Origin of the sequence: Serratia sp. CY40230 (genome assembly GCF_052168835.1) — a bacterium.
In the GTDB taxonomy this organism is placed as follows: domain Bacteria; phylum Pseudomonadota; class Gammaproteobacteria; order Enterobacterales; family Enterobacteriaceae; genus Serratia; species Serratia nematodiphila.
Map to the genome: position 1 here is coordinate 267,120 of NZ_JBJNLX010000002.1, position 24,117 is coordinate 291,236.

Annotated in this window: 18 protein-coding genes; 1 reads left to right on the forward strand and 17 read right to left on the reverse strand. The window is 47.7% G+C overall.

Features of this window, described 5'->3' with window-relative positions; translation table 11 throughout:
- Positions 1-61 precede the first annotated feature (61 nt).
- The 14 genes from cpsG to galU (ACJ8IJ_RS08470) all read right to left on the reverse strand — a co-directional run bounded on the left by cpsG (position 62) and on the right by galU (ACJ8IJ_RS08470) (position 17,024).
- Positions 62-1,435: a phosphomannomutase CpsG gene (gene cpsG, locus ACJ8IJ_RS08405; protein ID WP_442518527.1), complete on the reverse strand. Its 1,374-nt coding sequence runs from the start codon at positions 1,433-1,435 to the stop codon at positions 62-64.
- Positions 1,436-1,494: 59 nt separating this feature from the next.
- Complete coding sequence (locus ACJ8IJ_RS08410) at positions 1,495-2,916, reverse strand: mannose-1-phosphate guanylyltransferase/mannose-6-phosphate isomerase (protein WP_152733827.1); 1,422 nt, start codon at positions 2,914-2,916, stop codon at positions 1,495-1,497.
- 8 nt (positions 2,917-2,924) lie between these two features.
- Positions 2,925-4,082 carry a glycosyltransferase family 4 protein gene (locus tag ACJ8IJ_RS08415; protein ID WP_048797161.1) on the reverse strand — a complete coding sequence of 386 codons (1,158 nt, stop codon included), beginning with the start codon at positions 4,080-4,082 and terminating at the stop codon, positions 2,925-2,927.
- Positions 4,083-4,121: 39 nt separating this feature from the next.
- Positions 4,122-5,102: a hypothetical protein gene (locus ACJ8IJ_RS08420; RefSeq protein ID WP_049187379.1), complete on the reverse strand. Its 981-nt coding sequence runs from the start codon at positions 5,100-5,102 to the stop codon at positions 4,122-4,124.
- Between the two features lie 57 nt (positions 5,103-5,159).
- On the reverse strand, positions 5,160-5,951 hold the full coding sequence (locus tag ACJ8IJ_RS08425) for a polysaccharide pyruvyl transferase family protein (protein ID WP_033645818.1): 792 nt from the start codon (positions 5,949-5,951) through the stop codon (positions 5,160-5,162).
- Positions 5,923-7,224, reverse strand: coding sequence for a flippase (locus ACJ8IJ_RS08430; RefSeq protein ID WP_004938889.1), 1,302 nt, complete (start codon positions 7,222-7,224; stop codon positions 5,923-5,925). Before ACJ8IJ_RS08430 ends, ACJ8IJ_RS08425 begins: the two co-directional genes overlap by 29 nt.
- Before the next feature lie 73 nt (positions 7,225-7,297).
- The gene (locus ACJ8IJ_RS08435; RefSeq protein ID WP_049187376.1) at positions 7,298-8,356 is read right to left on the reverse strand and encodes a glycosyltransferase family 4 protein; all 1,059 of its coding nucleotides are present in this window, start codon (positions 8,354-8,356) and stop codon (positions 7,298-7,300) included.
- A gap of 24 nt (positions 8,357-8,380) precedes the next feature.
- Entirely contained in the window at positions 8,381-9,727 is a 1,347-nt protein-coding gene (locus ACJ8IJ_RS08440) for a hypothetical protein (RefSeq protein WP_239664287.1), read from the reverse strand.
- A complete protein-coding gene (locus ACJ8IJ_RS08445; protein WP_131164463.1) occupies positions 9,717-10,853 on the reverse strand; it encodes a glycosyltransferase family 4 protein in 1,137 nt (378 codons plus the stop codon). The genes ACJ8IJ_RS08440 and ACJ8IJ_RS08445 overlap by 11 nt, the downstream gene beginning before the upstream one ends.
- A gap of 106 nt (positions 10,854-10,959) precedes the next feature.
- Positions 10,960-13,137: a tyrosine-protein kinase Wzc gene (gene wzc / locus ACJ8IJ_RS08450; RefSeq protein WP_004938899.1), complete on the reverse strand. Its 2,178-nt coding sequence runs from the start codon at positions 13,135-13,137 to the stop codon at positions 10,960-10,962.
- 12 nt (positions 13,138-13,149) lie between these two features.
- A complete protein-coding gene (locus tag ACJ8IJ_RS08455) occupies positions 13,150-13,584 on the reverse strand; it encodes an arsenate reductase/protein-tyrosine-phosphatase family protein (RefSeq protein ID WP_004938901.1) in 435 nt (144 codons plus the stop codon).
- 11 nt (positions 13,585-13,595) lie between these two features.
- Positions 13,596-14,732 carry a polysaccharide export protein gene (locus tag ACJ8IJ_RS08460; RefSeq protein WP_004938903.1) on the reverse strand — a complete coding sequence of 379 codons (1,137 nt, stop codon included), beginning with the start codon at positions 14,730-14,732 and terminating at the stop codon, positions 13,596-13,598.
- Positions 14,733-15,180: 448 nt separating this feature from the next.
- Complete coding sequence (gene galU, locus ACJ8IJ_RS08465) at positions 15,181-16,074, reverse strand: UTP--glucose-1-phosphate uridylyltransferase GalU (RefSeq protein WP_049187369.1); 894 nt, start codon at positions 16,072-16,074, stop codon at positions 15,181-15,183.
- Positions 16,075-16,127: 53 nt separating this feature from the next.
- Positions 16,128-17,024, reverse strand: coding sequence for a UTP--glucose-1-phosphate uridylyltransferase GalU (gene galU / locus ACJ8IJ_RS08470; RefSeq protein WP_049187620.1), 897 nt, complete (start codon positions 17,022-17,024; stop codon positions 16,128-16,130).
- Between the two features lie 611 nt (positions 17,025-17,635).
- Here galU (ACJ8IJ_RS08470) and ACJ8IJ_RS08475 point away from each other — a divergent pair.
- A complete protein-coding gene (locus ACJ8IJ_RS08475) occupies positions 17,636-19,219 on the forward strand; it encodes a TerC family protein (RefSeq protein WP_004938908.1) in 1,584 nt (527 codons plus the stop codon).
- A 31-nt stretch (positions 19,220-19,250) separates the two neighbouring features.
- On the opposite strand, the gene dcuC is transcribed toward ACJ8IJ_RS08475, so the two are convergent.
- The 3 genes from dcuC to asmA all read right to left on the reverse strand — a co-directional run bounded on the left by dcuC (position 19,251) and on the right by asmA (position 24,115).
- A complete protein-coding gene (dcuC, locus tag ACJ8IJ_RS08480; protein WP_015377222.1) occupies positions 19,251-20,603 on the reverse strand; it encodes an anaerobic C4-dicarboxylate transporter DcuC in 1,353 nt (450 codons plus the stop codon).
- A gap of 215 nt (positions 20,604-20,818) precedes the next feature.
- On the reverse strand, positions 20,819-21,925 hold the full coding sequence (locus ACJ8IJ_RS08485) for an acyltransferase family protein (protein ID WP_234721190.1): 1,107 nt from the start codon (positions 21,923-21,925) through the stop codon (positions 20,819-20,821).
- A gap of 357 nt (positions 21,926-22,282) precedes the next feature.
- Entirely contained in the window at positions 22,283-24,115 is a 1,833-nt protein-coding gene (asmA, locus tag ACJ8IJ_RS08490; RefSeq protein WP_033633707.1) for an outer membrane assembly protein AsmA, read from the reverse strand.
- Between the last annotated feature and the right edge of the window lie 2 nt (positions 24,116-24,117).

The window sequence follows — 24,117 nt, forward strand, 5'->3', positions numbered from 1 at the left end:
TATCTCGTATAAACCTTGGGTAGAAACTACCCAAGGTTCCAATATAGCGTAGTTACAGAGTTTAACTGCGCAACAAGGCAAGAATCTCTTCTGTTTTCTGTTGCATCAAAGCCGGATTGGCACGAGATTCAACATTGAGACGGACAACAGGTTCAGTATTAGAGCTCCGAAGGTTAAAGCGCCAGTCCGAGAACTCCAGGCTGATCCCATCAGTTTGGTCAAGCAGCAACGCGTCAGGCTGATAACGCTCAAGAACCCTGGTAATTGCCGTTTGCGGATCCTGCAAGTGGCTATTAATCTCTCCGGAAGCCGGATATGCCGACATGCGATCTTTAACCAATTGCCCCAGCGTCATATTTTTGAGACAAACCAGCTCGGCAACCAACAACCACGGGATCATGCCGCTGTCACAGTAAGAGAACTCTCGGAAATAGTGGTGAGCACTCATTTCACCGCCATATACCGCATCTTCTTTTCTCATGCGCTCTTTAATAAAAGCGTGACCGGTTTTGGACATTACCGGCACCCCACCGCTCGCGGAAACTACGTCGATGGTGTTCCAGCTCAAACGCGGATCGTGAATGATCTTCGCACCCGCCTCTTTTTCCAGGAATGCGGCAGCTAACAATCCAACAATATAATAACCTTCGATGAAACCACCATTCTCATCAAACAAGAAACAGCGGTCGAAATCCCCATCGAAGGCAATCCCCATATCCGCTTTATGTTGGCGAACCGCCTGAGCGGTGTCCTCACGGCACTCGGGCAATAAAGGATTAGGAATGCCATTTGGGAAATTCCCATCCGGCTGATGGTGGACCTTGATGAACTCAACGGGAACATTCAATTGGTTGAAGCGCGCTTCGATGGCATCAATAACATGGCCGGCGGCGCCATTACCTGAGTTAACAACCAATTTAAGCGGCTTCAGGTTATCCGTATCAATGTAACCAAGTAAATGCGCCACATAGGCTTCACTGATTGATACCTGGCGGTAATTAGCGCGGGAAGAAGGATCCACCTTCTCAAAGTTATTCTCTTCAGCCAATCGCTGTATGTCACGCAGCCCCGTATCCCCGCTGATCGGTCGAGCCTGGCTGCGCACCAGTTTCATGCCGTTGTAGTCCATTGGATTATGGCTGGCAGTCACTTCAATGCCGCCATCGATACCTAAATGGAAAGTGGCGAAATAAATCTCTTCGGTACCGCTTAATCCAATATCCAGCACGTCTACACCCGCATCACGCAGGCCGTCTGCCAATGCAAGCTTCAGCTCCTCACTGGTTAAACGCACGTCTCCACCAACCACGACTTCACATGGTTTTAAAAACTCACCATAAGCACGTCCAATGCGATAGGCTATATCCGTATTCAATTCTTCGCCTAACCGACCACGAATATCGTATGCTTTAAAACACGTCAAAGTTTGAGCCATCTGAAAATCCTTACCAAAATGTTGCGCAACTGCACCTTGATAACCAAGGTGCACAGGTTTTAATCATACTTTCCACTGTCATCGAATCGGACAATGTCATCTTCATGCAAATAAGAACCTGACTGAATCTCAATCAAATTCAGCGCGATTTTTCCAGGGTTTTCTAAAGAGTGTTCCACACCGATCGGAATATAAACGGACTCATTCTCACTCACAAATTGAACAACCCCATTTTTCGTTACCTTAGCCGTTCCTGAAACCACCACCCAGTGCTCAGAGCGATGATGATGCATCTGCAGGGACAATTTTTCGCCGGGTTTGACGGTAATTTTACGCACCTGGAACCGTTCACCTTGCGCAATCGCATCATGCTGGCCCCAGGGACGATAAACCTCTCGGTGTTGTTTGCTTTCAGGCCGCTTGCTGCGTTTCAGATGATTAACGATTTCCTTAACGTCTTGAACCTTATCCTTATTGGCGATCAACACAGCATCTTTGGTCTCGACAACGACCAGATTATCTACGCCAACGGTAGCAACCAGTTTATGTTCCGCGCGGATGTAATTATTCGTGGAGCCATGCTGCAGCACATCACCGAAGGTGCTGTTACCCGAAGCGTCTTTTTCGCTGATTTCCCACAACGCAGACCAGGAACCAACGTCACTCCAGCCTGCATCAAGAGGAACGACAACGGCATCTGCAGTCTGTTCCATAACGGCATAGTCAATAGACTCGTCCGGGCAGGTCAGGAACGCCTCACGATCAACACGGACAAAATCAAGGTCCGGTGAGGTATGTTGCAGAGCCTGGCGACAAGCGCCGAGAATATCTGGCCGATATTTGTTCAATTCTTCCAGGTAACGGCTCGCCTTAAACAGGAACATACCGCTGTTCCAGAGGTATTCGCCGCTCCGCAGATATTCCTCAGCCGTTGCCAAGTTAGGTTTCTCAACAAAACGCGAAACTTGACAGGTTGCAGAACCGTCAACGCTTTCACCTTTGTGGATATAGCCATAACCGGTTTCGGGCCCTGTAGGCACGATGCCGAAGGTCGCCAACTTTCCATCCTGAGCAAATGGCACAGCCTGGAGCACCGCGTTGCGGAATGTTTTCTCGTCTTGAATGACGTGATCTGCAGCCAAAACAAGTAATAAAGGATCTTCGCCGCCGGCTGTCGCTTGCAGAGCGGCAAGCGCAATGGCAGGCGCCGTATTGCGCCCTACAGGCTCAAGAATGATGTTATGTGACAAACGCGTAATCTGACGCAACTGTTCGGCTACGATGAAACGGTGTTCTTCGTTGCAAATCACCAAAGGGTTCGAAATTTCCAAGCCATCAAGACGGTTTACCGTCGTTTGCAGCATAGAAAACTCGCTGCACAATGCCAAAAATTGTTTAGGAAATAACTCTCTGGAAAGAGGCCATAAACGGCTCCCTGTGCCGCCAGCCATAATAACGGGATAGATATTGCTCATGATAATTTCACCGATCAGTATTGAATGGTTTTAGCCGCATTAAATTCATGCCATTTGGCATTGATATAAGTGGTCAATTCGTTCCGGAAGCGCTCTGCAGAAAATTTGCAGGCCTGCGTGCGGCAATCGACGGGGCTGATTTCATCCTGGATGCTCTCAAACTGCTGCACGGCGGCAACCAATGAAGGCACTGTTTGTTCGTAAAAGAACACCCCTGTTGGGTTACTTACACCGTATGGACGGACGGTTTCAAGCGCCCCCCCCTTGCCAAAAGTAATCACCGGTGTCCCACATGCCTGAGCTTCCACAGGTGTAATGCCGAAGTCTTCTTCCGCCGCAAAAACAAAGGCCTTGGCACGCGACATATGATCCTGGAGCACTTCATTGCTCTGATACCCAAGGATCTCGACGTTCTTTCCTGCCTTTGACTTAATTTTAGCCATTTCAGAACCATCGCCAATCACGATGAGTTTCTTATCCGGCATGGTGCTGAATGCCTCAACGATAAGGTCCATCCTTTTATAGGGCACCATACGCGATGCAGTAAAATAGAAGTCATCTTTATTTTCGTTAAGCAAGAAACGATCAACGTCTACCGGAGGATAAATAACATCAGCCTCTCGACCATAAACTTTTTTTATTCGCCGCGCGATAAACTGAGAGTTGGCGATAAAATGGTCGACACCGTTAGCTGTACGGTAATCCCACATGCGGATTTTATGCAGCAACCATTTAGCCAGGCGCCCCTTTATCCCGCTCATGAGATTGGCTTCGCGCAGATACTGATGCTGCAAATCCCAAGCGTAACGTATTGGAGAGTGAACATAACTGATATGCAACTGGTCAGGGCCAGTCAACACGCCTTTAGCTACCGCATGGCTACTGGATAAGACAACATCGTGAGAAGAAACATCAAGTTGCTCAATGGCCAAAGGCATCAGCGGCAAATATTTCTGATAGTTGGTTTTCGCCTTAGGCAAATTTTGTATAAATGTAGTGACTGCATGCTTATTATGAATTTGCTGTCTGGCAGCATCAGACAGGAAATCAACTACAGAATAAAGAGTAGCATCTGGATATATATCGATAAACTCTTTAATTACGCGTTCTGCGCCAGCATAGGTAACTAGCCAATCGGCAACTACGCCTACATTTAATTTCTCTTCAGGCATACCCCTCCCAACACAACCTAAAATAAAAATACAGTAATACTAGAGCAATACTTTAACTTTATCTGAGATAGACGCTTCACTGAAATGATGTTGAATACGTTCAACAATATCGTCGTCAAATACTTTAGCCGGATGCAGTCGACTTATTTTATCATGAAGGTCATTTATATCTTTAAAGCAAACCACAACATCATCACCAAACTCAATATTTGCCCAGCGAAGGAACTCGGTCTCAACACAAATAATTCGGCTTTTCACCGACAGTGCATAGAAAAAGCTCCCGCTGACGATCATGTCAGGATCTGCATGGCAGATAATTAGTCCTTGAGATGAGGAAATCATGAGTTCAGCAGTGGCATCGTCGATGAATCCAGCCTGAATAGTCACATTATCTGGCGCGGACTTTCGTAAGTGTTCGACATAGCTCTCGTCATCATAGCTTCCAGCGATAACCAGCTTCTTATTCGCAGGGAAGCTGCGCATGAGCTCCTCAAGTCTCTTATACTTATTTATCCTACCAAAAAAAACGAAGTAATCATCTTTAATGACTTGTTGCATCTGATTATGTATAAATTCATTATCCGTTTTATACAGCGGATGTGGAACATAATCTAAGCCTGATTTGATCGCTGTAGGCGAATGAACGATACCCTGGCCCGAGAATTTCATTAAGAAATCAGAATAGCGTTTGGCACGATGAGTATCTTCTCTTCTGGTACCGTGCGGATATAAATTATGACGCACATAAATAAGTTTTTTTGCCACAATCTTAAATAGAATCACTCTTAAGATTGCTTTGAAAAACAAAATCCGCTTAACCTTGCCACGTTTATCAATTATCCCTGAGTCGAGCCAGTTAATAAATATAATATCGTATCTTGCAAGATCTAACTTAGCCAGCTTCCCGATAATACTTTTAAAAGAAACCCCACTGACCTCACCGAAGTTAGAGAGGATTGCTTTGAACCTGTTGCTATAGTCATTGGTGCCAGTGTTTTTTGGATAATACGCTATCTTCATTTCACTACCTACGTTGTTTAATCCCGTCAAAGTATTTTATTGACGGGTGCGACGAGATCACCACAAATCGTAAGGGAACGCTTTGAAGATACGACTTGACACTGTCGGCATATCAATTGGCTTGGCCGGTGTCATCGACATAGCCTCCTCAATGGTTGAGGCGATAGGGTATTCTTCCCTGCCCGTTCCAAAATAATAATCATCATACTTAAACTTGGATTCACCACTGTTGCCATCCAGGAATATTGCCGGTATGCCATAGGCCTCAGCAATAATAACACCATGTAATGAGCTGGAAACAACATATTTGCTATTAACAATGGCTTTGGTGAATGCCACGGCCCCTTGACGAGGTGAACAGAGCGCAGCGGAGTATTTGTCGTACTTTTTAAAATCCTCATTCATATGGGGGATAATGATCAGATCACGCTGTAACGACTCATCAGTCAAAAGCTCCCGGCTAAAGAATGTCGGTAGCAGCAAAGCGGGATCGCCATAAATCTCAGGAACTTCAATACCACGTTTCTGGAGTAATTCACGAGTCAAAGGGCCGCGAACTGAACGCACATCCAGATCGGAGAACTTGAGTTGATCATGGCTTATTTTCCCATTGATTCCCGTTCCCCACACACAGTCTCCCGTATTGGCGAAATGCATGACAGAACCAATAGAAAGCAGCTTGTTCTTCGCATTACGCTTATCAATAATACCTTTATCTTTCAGCGTTAGCATTTGCTCAACAATGACTTTTGCCAGATGATCTCCAGCATTATGGACACCATCCTTAGGTTCCCACCAAAAAACCCGAGATCTTAATTTGTCATTTCTTGAGAAGTTTAGCTTTAACATTAACAATTAATTCCTGATAGGTATTTAATTTTAAAAGGTCCATTAAGACCTTAAGTTTAATACTTGCATTTTGACGGGTTTTTGGCACCAGCCACTCAATGAAAAATGCGACACAGCTATAGCTGATAAGAACGGAAACAGCCGCGCCAGTTGCACCATAATGCTTAATCAAAAAATAGTTAAGACCAATACTCAGCAATAAGCCAAAAGCATTTCGTATAATCGCAAAGCGTTCAAGTTTAAATATGCTGTAATATAACCCGCTCAGGTTAACAATAACGAGTATCGGCAATGACAACATCAAAACAGCAAAGACAGGGGCCGATGCGGTGAACGCTTTGCCAAGTAAAAACGGAATCAACCAAGGAGAAATAAGTGCCAACGATAAACTGATAGGAATACTCACGAGTAACCCATACAGATAAAGTTTTTCAAGGTACCTTTCTTTATCTAAAGATTGGCTCTTGCTGATATAGGGCAAAAACACCCCGGCCAATAGTGATGGGATCGTCAGCAACTGCTCTACCAACTTGTAAGCACCGGCATAAATCCCTACGCTGGCTGTGCCCGCAAGCAAAGACAACATAAATTGGTCGGTTCGCATATTAAGCTGAACGATAACAACCGATATCCAAAAGAACAACGAACGACTGAATAAATGCTTTCTTATCGTAGATCGATAGAGTCTGCTTCTTACCCTTGTAATTTTCATTTTGTGCTTTCGCGTGGCGAACACACAGAGAATATTAATAATAAGATTACTGACCGCGTAAGTCAGCATAATATAAAACAGATTATTTTCACCGGTGAAACACAATAGAATCCGTAACAATGCCATCAGCAGAGATACAGAAACCCTAATTTTCACCAATGTTGCATTTTTTAAATTAGCTTCGAAATGATAGGTAAATATCTCGAAGGGCGATGCAACAAATGCCAGCAGCAGAGCGTAAAACTTTATATCATAGTTGCTAATATATAAATACAAGAAAGCCACTATCAGGAAAAAGATAGAGCTGGCCAGTTTTATATTGAAAGCCTGGTTAAAAATTAAGGCTTCGCGACTTGGGGACTTCAGCGAAGAATAAACCCTGCGTATACCGAACTCAGATACCGTAACCGCCAACAAATAATAGAGCTGGAAGATTGCTAATTTACCAAAGTCTTCGACACCAAGATAGCGGATAACAATGACATTCGATAATAAAAGAATAAATGTAGTCGCGAATTTTTCCGTAACCAAATAGAATATATTCTTTACAAGATTACTCATTTTTCACACAACCATTGGTCGAAGATATTAGACACTATAATGCAAGCACGCTTCATAAATGGAATGCCGCTAATTATAATTTATTGATGATGCCGTCTAACTTCCTGGCAGACTCGACCCAAGAGTAATTGAGAATGTTTTTATATCCTTTGTTTTTTAACTCCTCTCGCATTTCACCATTCTGAATGATATTTTCGAGGGCATTAACCATATCTTGATTATTATAAGGATCAAAATACATTGCGCTGTCTGCTAACACTTCGGGCAAGGATGCCTGATTTGACGAAACCACGGGGCAACCGCATGCCTGCGCTTCTAATGGTGGAATACCAAATCCTTCGTAAAATGAAGGAAAAACAAAAGCCAGCGCCTTTTGATATATACTTACGAGTTCATCATCAGTGACGCGGCCAAGGAATTCGACGTTCTTCATATCATTTTCATCTTTACCGGAAAAATTCATTCCTGCAAAGTTTTTATTGGCACCACCAATTATCTTCAATTTAACATTCGAGTGTTTAGACACGCTGGAAAAGGCCGCCAGCAAGCCATGAAAGTTCTTATGATAATTAGGGGATGAAACGGCCAGCAGGAACTTCTCTTCGTCAGATTTGATGTTTGTACTCGCAGGTTTAAAGATATCAGATACCGCATTGTAAATGACAAAGGTTTTTTCCGGGTTATAACGATAAGCTGCCGTAATCTCTTTCTTTGAGAACTCACTGACTGTCAATAGTGCTCGACTATTTCTCAACATCACCGGGATCAGCAAGTTATACATCAAGCGAAATTTCCTAGAGTAGCTCTCCGGGAATTTCTTATATGTTACATCATGATGCGTGACAATTTTATTTTTATACCAAAGTGGTGCGGTATTCCCCAGGTTAACCAGCAAAGGGTTATCGTTTCTTTTCAAGAAAGCAGGAAGGTCGCGCTGTTCCCAGTGATGTCCTGAATTTTTTCCGACCACTTTCACATTAAGCAAGTCAGCAACTTTTTTATTTTTAATATCACCCGGCGAGACAAAAACAACATCATTTCTCAACGTTTGCAACGCCATGCTAATCTGCTCAGCGAAGCGTTGTACACCGGTTAAATCCTGAGTAAGAAACCTTGCATTAACAAAAATCATATATACCTCTATGGCGACGTCACGTTAAAATCCAGGCTTATTCATCGGAGCCTGGACTTGCTCGGCATCGGCCACTTTATAAAATTCATCCTGTCTGAACGATAACAGTAGAGCGGAAATAATAATTGAGAAAATATAACCTGGATAGTTCGTAATTGGATTGTTATAGACAAAGTTAATTGAAATTGAAATCATCCAATAAAGGAAAACCCCGGGGAAAAAGTAGCCGCGACAAACTTTATTATATAGCCTGAGTAAAATTATTGATGAAGCTGACAGGAAGATGAATATCCCCAGACCTCCGTAATTTGAAAGTAAGAAGATATAAATACTGTCCAGTGGAATTGCCGCATCGTCCCCGGTAGCTGCGTTACCATTAACGCCATACCCTGCACCGGTGAATATCGAATAGGTATCGCTGTTTCTAACTTCTTCAATCAGTAAAATTCGCGCCAAGATACTTTGTTCAGCGTAGTTATTATCACTGGAATATAGGGATTTATAGACCCCCAAATCGGTCATCGTGATATAGAAGAACGTCAGCAATACAATGCAAACCGACACCACGGCGGCTAAACTCAATTTGAGCGGTAAGAATCGGCGAAGAAACAGGTAACCAAAGTAAATTGCCGCCATAATCATGGCAGTCTTTGACGTCGAGCAGACAATCCCCGCAGTAACAATTATAATATATTTAAATCTATGTTTATTACTGACGAAGGGGCTTAATATTAGGCCAAAGAACAAAAATTCCGCCAAAGTAAATGGTCCGCTAAAGAGACCAATCGCCCTAAAAAATCCGCTAGCAGAACGAAGAATAAGCCCGTTATCTTTACCTACTTGAGTAAATTGCAACCCAGGGTTAACACCTGCCACAGCATAAAGTAAACTTGAAAATACGCTTTCTAAAATGGCGAATATAGAGTTAATAACGGTAACTATGATGTAAACTTTTATGATCCGCATCAGCAGTTGCATACGATGATCGCGTTCAAGGCAAACAAGCAATGCACCAACCAATAGAGATGAATAGGTGAATAATTCAAAGCGAAACTGCGTAACGACGTTACCAATTTTGAAATTATTATTAAGTACGGATATCAATACATAGCTAAGGGAAAGCAGTACCATCCCAATAAAAAGCAACACATAATTACGGAAGCCTGGCCCTACCTTGGCCTGACTGGCAATAACGTATAACAGCAGAAAAGCAGGGAGAATTAAAGAGTAAATATCTTTATATATTAATAGGAACCGACTTGTATTATGTGCAATGATATTCAAAACACCGCTGACAGAAAGAACTATCAGATAGGTTATCACAAAATAATCAGCGACTTTTTTTGATGAAAATCTCATATTATTTTTCATAAATCTCTTTATAATCAGTAGCTAATTGCCTGACATCAAAGGGGTTTACAGCGAGCGGTTTCACGTGATTATTTTTTAATTCCTTTAGCCTTTCAAGAGTAAATTCATTAAGCTCATAAATATTTTCAAAATACTCAGCTATTTCTGCAACCCCGCCCGCATAAGAAGTAAAGACGTGTTTCCCAGCAGAAGCCGTTTCTGCGACGACACGACCAAAAGGTTCATTCCACATAGTCGGCAAATAAATCATATCAATGTTGGCCAGAAAAGACTCAACGGGTACAAAGCCAAGCAAGTGAACACCGGCTTTCTCTGCTTTGGATTTCAGTAGATTCCCTTCCTCTGAAGCAGCCAACCTTCCTGCCGCATAGAATTCGATTTCACCTGGTATCGCCATCTCTTTCGCTTTGTCGCAAAAAGCGCTAAAACCTTTATCAGCCGTTAGTCGACCAATAAAACCAACGCGAATTATTGGAGAGGCTACATTATTAACAAACATTTCTTTAATGGGGTTATAAATATAATGGTGTGCAGTTTTTTTTGCGAATCCGTTATCGCTATGTAATGCGGAAATATATTTACTGATGCCGATAAAATTATCTACTTTTTTGCTCTTATACTTTTTAATAAACGAAGTTAACTTTATCTTTGCCGAACAAGCATCAAGATTGTTGCCATCTTTAAATAAGGTACAATTGTGATGGAATAAATAATAATCACGAGTTGTATGTACAAGCTTGATATTTTTCTTTTTTACGCTATCCCAAATAGCAACGGAAAATCCACTGATATTATTAGTATGAACCACATCAGGTGAGAAATCATCCAGCTCTTTTTCAAAGAGCCGATTCATCATTGGATTGAAATTATCAATCAAGTGCCAGAGTATTTTTTTTACCTTGTTTTTCCGCGCGTTATTGAAAGGCCAATATAAATTCTTAAGAGGCAGGTAAACAACTTCTACGCCATTTAATTCAGTCTGCTTCCTGGTTTTCTCATCATGGAGACAAACAACACGTACTCTGTCACCCTTGGAAACCAGCTCCTCCGCTAAAAGTTGGACCGACACTTCCGCGCCGCCAACCTTGAAAGGTGCATATAATGTATTAACAATTAATATATTCATAATGGCCGGTTTTTATCAGGATAACGCTGCGTTGCAGATCATATTTTCGAATGGATGTGAGGTTATAAAAAGTTATAACCTCACTAAGAAAAGTCACTACTGAGAATTAAGCATCTTTGCTACTGGATTTGTACTCGTACTGGTAATAACCGTAATTACCATAGTAGCTACTCGCGCGACGCTCGACGGCATTGAGAATAACACCTTTGATTTCGATACCATTCTGGTCAAATCTTCGAATACTCACCTCAATCTCTTTCACCGTATTCATGCCAAAACGCGCGATCATCAGCGCGGTTCCTACATGGTGACCGATGATCGCTGCGTCAGTCACGGCAAGAATCGGTGGTGTATCGATGAGTACCAGATCGTAGTTCTCGTTGGCCCACTCTACCAGCTCGCTAAACCGGCTGTGCATCAACAACTCTGATGGGTTCGGAGGAACTTGCCCACGAGGGATAAAGTCCATACCACCGATCTGAGTTGGCCGTACCGCAGTTTTGGCGTCAATCTTGCCAGAAAGGATGTCTGAAAGACCATTTTGCCAGCTAGTATCAAGCAAGCTGTGCGAATACCCTTTACGCATATCGGCATCAATTACCAATACACGCTGCCCCACTTGCGCAATAACGGCAGCCAGGTTGATACTGACAAAAGTTTTACCGATATTTGGGCTAGCCCCCGAAATCATCAGCACATTGTTTTTCGCTTCCATCATTGCAAAATGCAGGCTGGTACGCAGACTGCGCACAGCCTCAATAGCCAAGTCAGCCGGGTTCCCAACGGCGAGCAAAGAGTTAGCCCGTGCGTTAGATTTCCGGTTGCTACGCAATAATACCTCACGATCTTTTTTCTGTTGCCATTCTGACAGCGGGATACTGGCATAAACGTTAATGCCACGTTGCTCCAGCTCATCCAGGTTCTCAATCCCATGATGCAGCATGGTTTTGAGCATAACGATGCCAACGGAGAACATGCCCCCCAGAACTACGCAGAGCAGTACAATCAAGGTTTTACGTGGTTGAACCGGTTTTGGTTGAGTAACCGCGGGGTCGATGATACGCACATTACCAACGGTGCTGGCCTTGGTGATACTCAGTTCCTGCTGTTTATTAAGCAGTTGCGTATAGATTTCTTTGCCCGCATCAACATCACGAGTAAGGCGCAAAATTTCTTGCTGGGTTTTTGGCATCACGCTGATACGCTTGTTAAGCTTTTCACGTTCACCTTCCAGCGTGCCGCGTTTTTCCATCAACGCCCGATATGCAGGGTGTTCTTTGGTGTACAGCTTGGAAATTTCAGCCTCTTTGAATGTCAACTCGTTTAATTGCGACTCGACAGAAACGACGCTGTCCAACATGGATTTGGCTTCAAGTGACAGATCAACGGAATCATTATCTTGACGGAATTTATTGAGCTTATCTTCCGCGAGATCCAGAGAAGACCTGACTTGTGGCAATTGTTCTTTCAAGAAGTCCAGGCTTTTAGCTGCCTCTTCCGACTTGCGTTCAACGTTTTGCAGCAAGTAGTTTTTCGAAATGCTGTCGAGAGTCTTGCCCACCAGTTCAGGATCTTCACCAAGCAACGTTAACGCCAGAACACCAGTGTCTTTCCCTTTATCTTCCACCGTTAAAGAAGCGAGAACGCTGTTAATGCTCATCAGGTCGCTACGTTTAGAAACACTAAAGACAGTGCCTGGTTTAGCGTCAATCTCGCTGACCAGTAATGTTACGCCTTTCTGTTTGACCAACTCACCGGTTTTTCCTTTAAGGAATTCATCACCATCGACGCTCAAAACGAAGTTATTTTTATCAATAACTTCCAATTCGATGTCTTTTTCACTCCATCCCAAAGGAATTGAAAGCCGCGACAATGCAATCTTGCCAGGCTCATTCCCCATAAGGCGGTTCCAACCCTGACCGAATACAGGGAAGTACTTTTGTTCAACAACCGTATTCAGGTTCAGGTCAGTCACTGTCTTGCCCAGAACCATGCGTGACTTGATTAACTCTATTTCAGCAGCTGAACCAGGCTGACCGGAAGGTAGCATTTCGGAAAGGTTATTGAGGATCGAGTTTCCAGAACTTTGCTCAACCTGGACTAACGCATCAGATTGATAAACCGGCGTTGCGAAAAGAGAGTAGACAATACCAATAACGGCAAATAATGTCGTAACCCCTATAATTAGCCAACGGTGATCTAGTAAAGTCCCCAGTAGCCGACCCAAATCAATCTCATCATTACTTGCACCCGCATTGGGGCCCAATTTGCTATTATCAATCATTGTCATCTCTGGTTAACGATTTAATGCTTGTGCCCATTTCTGCGCAGCTTCCGCCAGAAGGTTGTATACAAACTCAAACGCTTCCTGGCTCTTCTTGTAGGGATCCGGAACTTCACTCTGACCTAACCAATGGGCAAACAGCATCGTTTTCCCCCTAACCTCGGGAGCCAAGCGGCATACGGCCTCGATATGGTTTTTTTCCATTACCAGTATCAAAGAATAGTCACGGCACATTTCCTTGGTTAATTGCTGCGCGACATGGTTATCCAAAGAAAGACCATGCGACTCCGCCACTGCCGCAGCAACACTATCTGCGGGTTTACCAACAAGAGCGCCAATGCCGGCAGAAGCAATTTTCTTGTGCGGCAGCTGTTGCTTAAGCAGCCGCTCTCCGGTTGGAGAGCGACAGATATTACCAACGCATACGACCAAAACAGAATCAAACATGGCGTATTCCTCTACGGCCAGTTACGAATACGCAAAGTACCTTCCGTCAGGTTGTTGAAACCATCGATGGTTGGCACTAACTGCGATACCAGACGATTCCAACGCGCAACAGGAGCTGCCGTCACATAGACGATGTCGTAAGGCTGCAGTTGGAACTCAGCCCCCATCACCATCGCCGTCGCATCTGACATGTTCAGCTGGTAAATGTTAGCCAGTTTGTTGCCTTGAGTCCCATGCAGAGGACGAATAACAAATATCCCCGTAGAATCGGCGCTGGTTTGCGAAATGCCTTGGGTGGTCCCCAGAGCTTCCGTCAACGTCATGCCGCTGCGATCCATTTTGAGGGTTGCCGGCGTTTTAACTTCACCCATGACAAACACTTTCAGATTGTCATTGCGCGGAATGTAGAGGATATCCCCCGGATAAAGCAGGCGGTTTTGAGTCAGATCGCCATTCTGCATCAGTTTTTGCAGCGACAGACTCTGCTCTTTTCCGTTATGCGTGAGAACGATGTTGCGCCAGTCGGCATTTTCAGTCAGACCGCCCGCGGCGTTAATCGCATCCATCACAGTTAAAGGTACGTTGGTGATAGGCTGCTGTCCGGATTTGGTAACTTCACCCGTCACGTAAGCTTTTTGCGAGCGGAAAGCGGCAATATTGACGTCAACCTGCGGGCTTTCGATGTACTGAGCCAAACGGGAGGCGATTTGATCGCGGATTTGGGTAACGGTTTTACCCACCACGTTTACCTTACCGATATAAGGATAGAAGATCGTGCCGTCGGAGTGTACCCAGTTGCCTGTGTCGCTGGCGCTGCGGTATTGCCCCGCAGGCGTGGTCAGCTCAGGGTGATCCCAGACGGTAACGTTAAGGACGTCGCCGATCCCGATCCGGTACTCATACGTACGCAACGAGGCATCCAGCTGCGCATTCGACTGAGCAACCACCTGTGTCGGACGCATCGAGTCCAACAGCTTCGGTGTCATAGGGTAAATGTTGACCAGCTTATCGATATCGAAGTCAGCATCTTCTTGTTTTACGACGTCTTTTCCGCTGGTCGATAAATGGGTTCCAGGAAACACAGTGCATCCACTGATTACGCTAATCGATATCAATAGTGATATCACTTTCAATTGTCGTTTTGCCATCAAATTATCATCACTTTCAAGTAAATGTATCTGCAAAGCTACTATGCGCGCCAACCGTGGCAGCGTCTCTGTAACCTTATCAAACTGTCTGTCGCTTGCTGCGCCGTCTTAAAACATGGGCTCTGTTTGCAATTATCGAGAACGTTTATCTGCCGTTGATAAGAGCAAAGCTATTATGAGCAGGATAAATAAACTGGGATGCCCGGCACTGGTAAAAATCAGTGCGGAGGCGAGTTTAAGCTTTAATTTTTTATTGATAACAGCGACTTGTCATAAGCACACGGCCATACCGCATAAAACTCTCTCGCCATAGCAACTCGGATAATCGCAGTAAAATGTATACTAATATAAAAAATGGGACAGTGAAATTCCCCAAAATTCAACAACTATTCTAGCTTCTCCCGCCATGATGGCAACGGCCCTCATCGAGAGAAGCGAGAAGTTTTACTCAAAGCGACAGCTGTTCAGCCCATTCACGGAAAGCTTTGCCTTGGGTTGGGTGACGCAATCCATAAGTGACAAAAGCGCGAAGGTAACCGAGTTTTTCACCGCAGTTGAACGATTCACCCACCAGCTCTGTCGCCTCGACCGGTTTGCGTTTCAACAATTCTGCAATCGCATCGGTCAGTTGAATACGCCCCCAGGCTCCCGGTTCCGTGGTCTCCAGCAGCGGCCAAATATCGGCGGACAAGACATAGCGCCCTACCGCAGAGTAGTTGGATTCCAACTTGGTTTCCGGCGCCGGCTTTTCAATAATCGATGTGATACGGGCACTTTCGCCAGGTTTCAGGTTGCTGGCCTCACACTCAACCACGGAATAATCATGCAGCACATGTTCGTCTGCCTTTTGCACCAAAACCTGGCTCAGACCGGTCTGCTCAAAGCGCGCAATCATGTGTGACAGGTTGTCTTTCTTCAAATCGGCTTTTGCGTCATCCAGCAAGATGTCCGGCAACAGAACGACAAACGGAGAATCACCGACCAACGGTTTAGCGCAGAGAACGGCATGTCCCAGTCCTTTTGGCTGCCCCTGGCGAATGTGCATCAGCGTCACGCCTTTTGGCGTTATCGACTGCACCTCATCCAGCAGTTGCCGTTTCACGCGTGCCTCCAGCATCGCCTCCAGCTCGAATGAGGTATCGAAATGGTTTTCAATGGCGTTCTTGGAAGAATGCGTCACCAGGATGATCTCTTTAATCCCCGCAGCGACGCATTCGTTGACAATGTATTGAATCAACGGTTTATCAACGATTGGCAACATCTCTTTCGGAATCGCTTTGGTCGCCGGCAGCATACGCATGCCCAATCCGGCAACGGGAATAACCGCTTTCAACTTCGTCATGGTAGACCTCATTCAATCTCGTGATCGCTTTCAGCCGCAGTGGCGACAGCCTGTTACTTTCCCAACGTCTGTTTCAACCAGCGGCTGAAATTTTCACCTTCCGAACCGTGACGCAGACCGTACTGTACAAACGCCTTCATATAGCCAAACTTGTCACCGCAATCATGGGACTTACCGCTCATATGGAATGCTTCCACCGTTTGTTCATCCATCAGCATCGCAATCGCATCGGTCAGTTGAATCTCATCACCCGCGCCGGGAGGGGTTTTCTCAAGTAGCGGCCAAATATCGGCGGCAAGCACATACCGGCCGACGACGGCCAGGTTGGAAGGGGCATCCTCGCGGGCTGGTTTCTCAACCACCGCCGTCATCGGTGCGCTTTCTCCCGCTGCGATCGTCGCGCCTGCGCAATCTACCACACCGTATTTGGACACATCCTGTTCCGGCACAGGTTCAACCATGATTTGGCTGTAACCCGTATCGCCAAAACGTTGGATCATTTTAGCCAGATTTTCTTGGCGCAAATCCGCCGTAGAATCATCCAATAAAACATCGGGCAACAACACAACGAAAGGAGAATCACCCACCATTGGTTTGGCGCAAAGCACCGCATGCCCCAATCCTTTCGCCTGCCCTTGACGCACCTGCATCACGGTCACATCCGGTGGACAAATGCTTTGCACTTCACTCAGGAGCTGGCGCTTCACGCGCGCTTCAAGCATCGCCTCCAACTCAAACGAAGTGTCAAAATGGTTTTCAATCGCGTTTTTCGATGAATGCGTGACCAATACGATATCTTTAATCCCCGCCGCCACGCATTCAGCAACAATGTACTGGATTAAGGGCTTATCGACCACGGGCAACATTTCTTTAGGGATAGCCTTGGTCGCCGGCAACATACGGGTTCCCAAGCCCGCAACGGGGATCACTGCCTTAAGTCTTGTTTGCATTTTCATTCCAATTCATCGTAGCGCTGCATTCATCTGTGCAGCGTGAACAAGAGGATTCAATCGGGCACGCTACCGCCCTTGGCTTGCAGCTACCAACGTACTGTTAATGACGCATCCCCCCACGTCATTGCATGAGCCAGGCAATTTTTATGCAAAGCGGCACTCATTCTTCGTTTGAACTGTCATGCTGTTCACAAAAAAATAAAAAAACCGGTGCCTTTATAACCAAACAATGTTAGTTACTGCCGTTATATGACTAAGATTCTTATACTAATGTCTAAGTGATACAAGCCTTAGATCCCCCCAGTCAGCCGTTTTCAGAATAAGACTACTCGTGCCACATACCGATAAGAATCATAGCCAAAGAAAATTGTTTTAATGTTTTGATTTAAATAAATTTAATAAGGCGTTTCTTTTCTGAGCGTATGGCATCCCGGTAGATATTTGCTCCCCAGGCCCTTGATTCCTTTGGCCGCTCGGCGCCGATCGATGTTTACGGCAATCCTCCTGTTCTGAACCACATCCTCCCGATTAAAGTTGAATTTTGCCGCCTCAACGCCCATCATTCCCGTGCGGCATAAGCCGTAGAACTTACAGGTGAAATTGGGCGTATGGAATGGATCGCTGATCCAACAATTTGGGCCGGCCTGGCCACTTTGGTCGTGCTGGAAATCGTGCTGGGTATAGACAACCTTGTCTTCATCGCCATTCTGGCGGACAAATTACCAAAACAACAAAGAGATAAGGCCCGTGTCGTCGGTTTGTTGCTGGCGCTGGTCATGCGTCTGGCACTGCTCGCCTCCATCTCGTGGCTGGCGACGCTGACCAAACCGATGTTCATCGTCGCGGAGCACCCCTTCAGCGGCCGCGATCTGATCATGCTGGTCGGCGGGATATTCCTGCTGTTCAAAGCCACCATGGAGCTCAATGAGCGGCTGGAGGGCAAGGACGAAGAGCAGCACGGCGCGCGCAAAGGCGCACGTTTCTGGCCGGTCGTGGCGCAGATCGTGGTGCTGGACGCCGTTTTCTCGCTCGACTCGGTGATCACCGCGGTGGGGATGGTCGATCACCTGGCGGTGATGATGATCGCGGTCTGTATCGCCATCGGTCTGATGCTGCTGGCCAGCAAACCGCTGACGCGCTTCGTCAACGCGCACCCGACTATCGTTATCCTGTGCCTGAGCTTCCTGCTGATGATTGGCTTTAGCCTGGTGGCGGAGGGCTTCGGCTATCACATTCCTAAAGGCTACCTCTACGCGGCGATCGGCTTCTCAGTCATGATCGAGGCGCTGAACCAGCTGGCGCAGTTCAACCGCCGTCGCTTCCTGTCGAAGGTGCGGCCACTACGTGAACGCACCGCCGAAGCGGTGCTGCGCATGCTGAGCGGCAAACATGAAGAAGCGGAGGTCGACAGCCATTCCGCCAACCTGCTGGCGGACAGCGACAGCGAAAACGGCGAGATCTTCAATCAGCAAGAGCGGCGCATGATCGAACGCGTACTCGGCATGGCGCAGCGTACGGTCAGTAGCATCATGACCTCGCGTCACGACGTCGAATACCTTGAGCTGAACGATCCGCAGGAAAAGCTGACGCAGTTGCTGGAACGTAATCAGCACACGCGCATCGTGGTGGTGGAAAGCAGTGCCAGCGACGAACCGCTGGGCGTGATCCACACCATCGACGTCCTCAAACAGCAACTGGCGCAGGCGCCGCTGGATCTGCGTGCGCTGATACGCCAACCGTTGATCTTCCCGGAGCAGCTCACGCTGTTAAGCGCCCTGGAGCAATTCCGCCAGGCGCAGACGCATTTTGCCTTTGTGGTCGATGAGTTCGGCTCGGTCGAAGGTATCGTTACCCTGACAGACGTGATGGAAACCATCGCAGGCAACCTGCCGGAGGCCGGCGAAGAGGTGGACGCACGCCATGACATTCAGCAAAACGAAGACGGCAGCTGGATCGCCAACGGCTATATGCCGCTGGAAGATCTGGTGCTGTACCTGCCGATGCCGCTGGAAGACAAGCGCGAATACCACACGCTGGCGGGGCTGTTGATGGAACACAGTCAGCGCGTGCCGCAAGAAGGCGAACAAATCAAGATCGGTGACTACCTGTTCGAACCATTGGAGGTCAACAGCCACCGCATCCTGAAAGTGAAGATCACCCCGCCTCCTCCACCGGAGGAGTACGAGGTTTAACATCGAGGCCGGGCATCGCCCGGCCTTCCTTTTACTGGGGAACCAGCAGCTCCGTCGCCACGATCACCACCACCAACCCGACAATTACCGGCACTGAAGTACGCTTCACCACATCAAACGGCGAGATTTTCGCCATGCCGGAAACCGCCACCACCACGCCGGAGACCGGCGACAGCGTGCGGCCGAGATTCGAGGCCTGCAGCATCGGGATCACCAGATAGGCAGGATTCACGCCCATCTGTGCCGCCAGTTTCGGGATCAGTTCGACAAACGCATAGAACGGCGCATTGCCGGAGCCGGTGGTCATGGCCGCCAGCATGGTGATCACCACCAACACCAGCATCATGATCAAACCGCCGGTACCGAACGACTGCGCCAACCCGATCAAGCCGCTGATAAAGCCGACGGTGCTCAACCCTTGCGCGAAGACACCCGCGGCCACCAACAGCATCACCACGCTGGCGAAAGCGTCCGCCATACCGCGATACGCCACTTCCAGACCGCTGAATACCTGTTTGGCGCTGAAGCTGCGTACAAACTCGATCGCTGCCGCCAACAGTATGCACCCTACCAGCACGGTAATAATGTGCAGCTCCGGCCCCCATTTGCCGTCGAAGATCAGCACGCCGAGGATCGGCGTAAACGGCAAAATCGCATAGAACCCCGGCGCATGCGTTTTTATTTCACTGACGTCCATAATGTGGTGCTGTTCATCACTCTTCTTATCGAGATAACGCTGCCAGAAAAAGTGCGCCACGGCCATGCAGACGATGGCGGCAATCGAGATAGGCAGCGTGGTTTTGAACGCGAAGTCCACCAGCGGCATTTCCGCCGCCTTGGCTGCCAGTACCACGTCGCCGGAAGTCGGCGCCAGGATAATCGCCGCCGGCGAAGCGCAAATGGCCGCCGCGGCGCCGCGGCTAATGCCAACGTTCACCATCAATGGGAACAGCGTCGCCATCAGCAATACGCCGAGCCCGGTAGCGGAAGAGACCGCCAATGACATCAGGCAAGCAACAAAATAGGCCGCCACCATCAGCAGATAAGGCGAATTGATCATCTGCAATGGGCGCGAGGCCAGCTTGACGACCACGTCGTTGGCGCCGATATGCGTCATATAGGCGGCGAAACCGCACAGCATCATGATCATCATGCCCAGATCGCCGCCGCGGCTCATCAGCAAAATCTTGACGTACTCGATCATATCGGTCGCGCGCCAGCCGGTAGATGCGGCGCCGGACGGCAACAGCGTTTTCCCCATCAGGGCGCTGATACCAAGCAGCAGCAGCCCTCCCACCATCAAGACGCCCGTGGCGGAATACCCTTTGATGATGTAACGGCCCACGCCCGCCGCCACCGCCGCGCCAATAAGAAGCTCTATCATGTTTCCTCAATCTATTTTTCATGTTGTGGAAGTCTGCCACGAACGCAGAATTTGCGGTTGACTCTGCCTAAACATCGCACGAAAGGACATGACATTCATCAAGTTGCGGCGGGAAATGATTCAGGGAAGTCAAAAAATTGCGGCGTTCACTATCTTGCCCGATGGGCAAGATAGTTTTCTCTGCGAGCGCAGAAACCTCAGCCAGAAGCGCGCTGTTAGGTCAGCGCGGAGGAGGCCTGACGCTCTTTGCTTGCTGTCAGGCGTTTACCTAAAGCAATAAACGGTTTTTCGATGACGGTATATGTCATGTATGACAGCACGATCGAAATGATGACGGTGGCGCCTGGCACAACGACGTAACTCAGCCAACCCTCAATCCCGAGTTGATTTGCCACATAGAGAACGAAATACAATACGATCATATGAATCATATATACAGAGTAAGAGATCCGGCCCAAGAACAGAATAGGCTTACTATCAAGAATTCGAGTAAATAGGGAATCAGAGAAATACTGCTGTTTAGAAATCGCCACGTTAAAGGCGACAAGCCAAATAACGACAGGGATCGCATCTTTTTTCAACATCAACACCGCGATAATCGACGTCGCGACAAAAATGGCACGACTCTTCCCTTTTGATAAACCGGGTTGAACATCTCGATAATAGAAGAATGAGATAAAGCCGATACAGAAGGCCAGCAAGTTATTACCCACGTAGCCACCAGTTAATATAAACCCACCGGCAATCAAGATGACAAATATAGCGACTAATGCGATCAGGTTTTTCTTCTCTTGCATTCCATTTATCAAGATAAAAAGCAAAGGTGCGATAAGGTAAAATTGCCATTCCACTGAAACGCTCCAGGCTTGCCCGATGATGGTATATGGCGCATCCTGCAAGATGGAACCGGGAATCAGCCCCTGAAGAAGTGAATAGTGGGCAAGGCTGTGCCATACGGGTTGCTGCAGGAAAGCATCAATGAGCTCAAGACGGTGAGCCGTCGAGGGGGATTCAGGAGAGCTGATAAGAACGCTTTGGGAGAAATGGATTAATAAGATAGAGACCGTCAACGCAAAAATATATACTGGGAATATTCTAAAGAAACGCTGAGTCAAATAAACACCGTAGCTTTGCTTTTTATTATTTATCATAAAGAAAATAACAAAGCCGCTCAGGATAATAAAAACATCTACGGCATATGAGTTTAGTATAGCCGGAGGGATTTTGTGCGAAATAAGAGGTAAAGCAGCCAATGCATGCCCCAGTACAACCCACAAGGCCATGCAACCTCGCAATCCCTCCAGTTCTTTAATATAGCGCATATAACCTACACAAATGAGAGTTGATAATCTTCAATGTTATATCGACATAAAGGAATTAACAATGACGTCATTAAAAATAAGAATTAACCTAGTTAACCCCGCCCATTCATCAAAAGCCCCCCCTGGACAGTCGGCACCGGCCGGTCGCTATGGAGATTTGCTGCATCATCAAAGTTTGGTGTCGAACGGCTTAATAGATTAAAAATATCGCTAAGCTTTGATTCCCACTGTTGGTAAGAAAACTGAAGTATTCCGTGGCAATTGTCCTCGCGGTTATAACCTCAAGGACAATTACCACCACCCCGAAAAATAATTTAGGCTTACAATAAAAACGACAAAAGCCCATTCTCGATAATATTACAGCTTGTCGAGCAGCTTTTTCAGATCCTGACCCTCGCGTGAATCCTTGTTCTTTTCAGCCCATTTGTTCAGCGCATCTTTGGCCCGATCGTGCAGCGTTTTACGCAGCACCTGATCGACCTGCAGTTGGTAATTCAGCTGTTGCCAGGGCCCATAGACCCGCAGCGGGATCGGCGTTTTTTGCAGTTGCTCGATCAGTTCGCCGCGCCCTTGCCAACCGCCAGTGACGCGCACATTAAGCGCCATATCGCACTGTTTTCCCGGCATATCGATACTGCCGGCGCCGGTCAGCGCCAGCAACGGCGAATCCGCCGTCAGGCTGCTGAGCTTGACAGTGCCTTGGCTCAGGCTGGCCCGCGCCGAGACGCTTTTGACTTCGGTATAGCGCTGATAGCTGTCTTGCCCGCGCACGCTGTTATCGTTGCGCGCCACCGCCTGTTGGATCAATTGCTGAATGTTCAGGCCGTGCAGCTGCGCATCCTGCATCGCCAGCTGCGCCGTACCGCTCCAACGGTGCTCAAATGACTCTGAAGAAAGACGATCGCCGGTCAAATCCCCTTTCATGCTGAATTTTCCGGTCAGCATCTGCGGCATCTCGAAGGCTTTGAGCACCGCGCCGAGCTCAACCTGGTTCAGGGTCGGCTGCACGTTTATCACCGGTTTATTGCCGCGTGCGTCGAGCGATCCCGGCAAGGAGAAATCACCGCCGGCCAATTGCCCGGCAAGTTTATGCAGCGTCAGCAGGCCGCGTTGATTATCTGCCGCGACGGCTAATTGGGTAACGTTCATACCGCGGTAGGTCAACTGCGCCGCCTGCAGATTCAACTGTGCATTGAAATCGCGCAGCGCTTCCAGGTTCTGCTGCCGATCGTCGACCTGGCTGGCGATCACCGGCGCGGCGGTCACGGCGGGCTGTTCGGCGGTATTGGTGCTGGATTGCCAACCGGAAAGCGCGTCGAGATCGAGATTAGCCGAATTCAGGTTCACCACATAGCCGGGCACCGCTCCCAGGCTGGCGCTGATATCGCCAGTCAACTGGCTGTTGTTGGCGCTGACGTTCAGCTGGGTGACGGCAATGTGCGCCGGCGTCTGTTGATAGACCACCTGAGCATTCCCCTCGCCTTGAATACCGCCGTTCGGAATATCTGCTCCCACCAATTGGTAATTGAACTGGGTCACCTTGGCGCCGATCTGGTGCGGGAACTGCTGCAGATCGATATCGGCCGCCATGCTGAAGGCCAGGTCGCGCTGATCGCGGTTGACCCGGCTGGAAATGTCCAGCTGCGCCTGCCGTTTCTCCGTTTGCTGCAGGGTAAGATTGATGTCCCGGACATTGATTTGCGCGTTGTCGGCGCGCTGCCAAATCAGCAGGCTGTCCACGACGCGCAAGTTATCGATGTCGAACTTCCAGGCCGTGTCTGCCGCATCAGCGCCGCTGCCGGCCGGCGCAATCGGGGCGTCCACTTGCGAGTGCTCTTCACTGTCGGGCGTGAGGCGAATGACGGCATTTTTCAACATCACCTGTTTCACAAACAGCTGATGCGACAGCAGCGGCAACAGTTTGACGTCAAGGCGCATGTTTTCCGCGCTCACCACCGGCGCCTTGGCGCCCGGCGCGGTCAGCGTCATGCGCCCGGCCAAAATACTGAGCTGTGGCCAGATATGCCAACGCAGGTCGCCTTCAAGCGTTAGCTGGTAGCCGCTCTTCTGCTCGACCTTTTTGACCATGTAACCGCGAAAATCATTCGGATTGACCAGCAGTACCAGCGCGGACATTCCCGCCACCACGACCACCAGTAAAATCGCCAATGTCGTCAGTAATCTTCTCATGC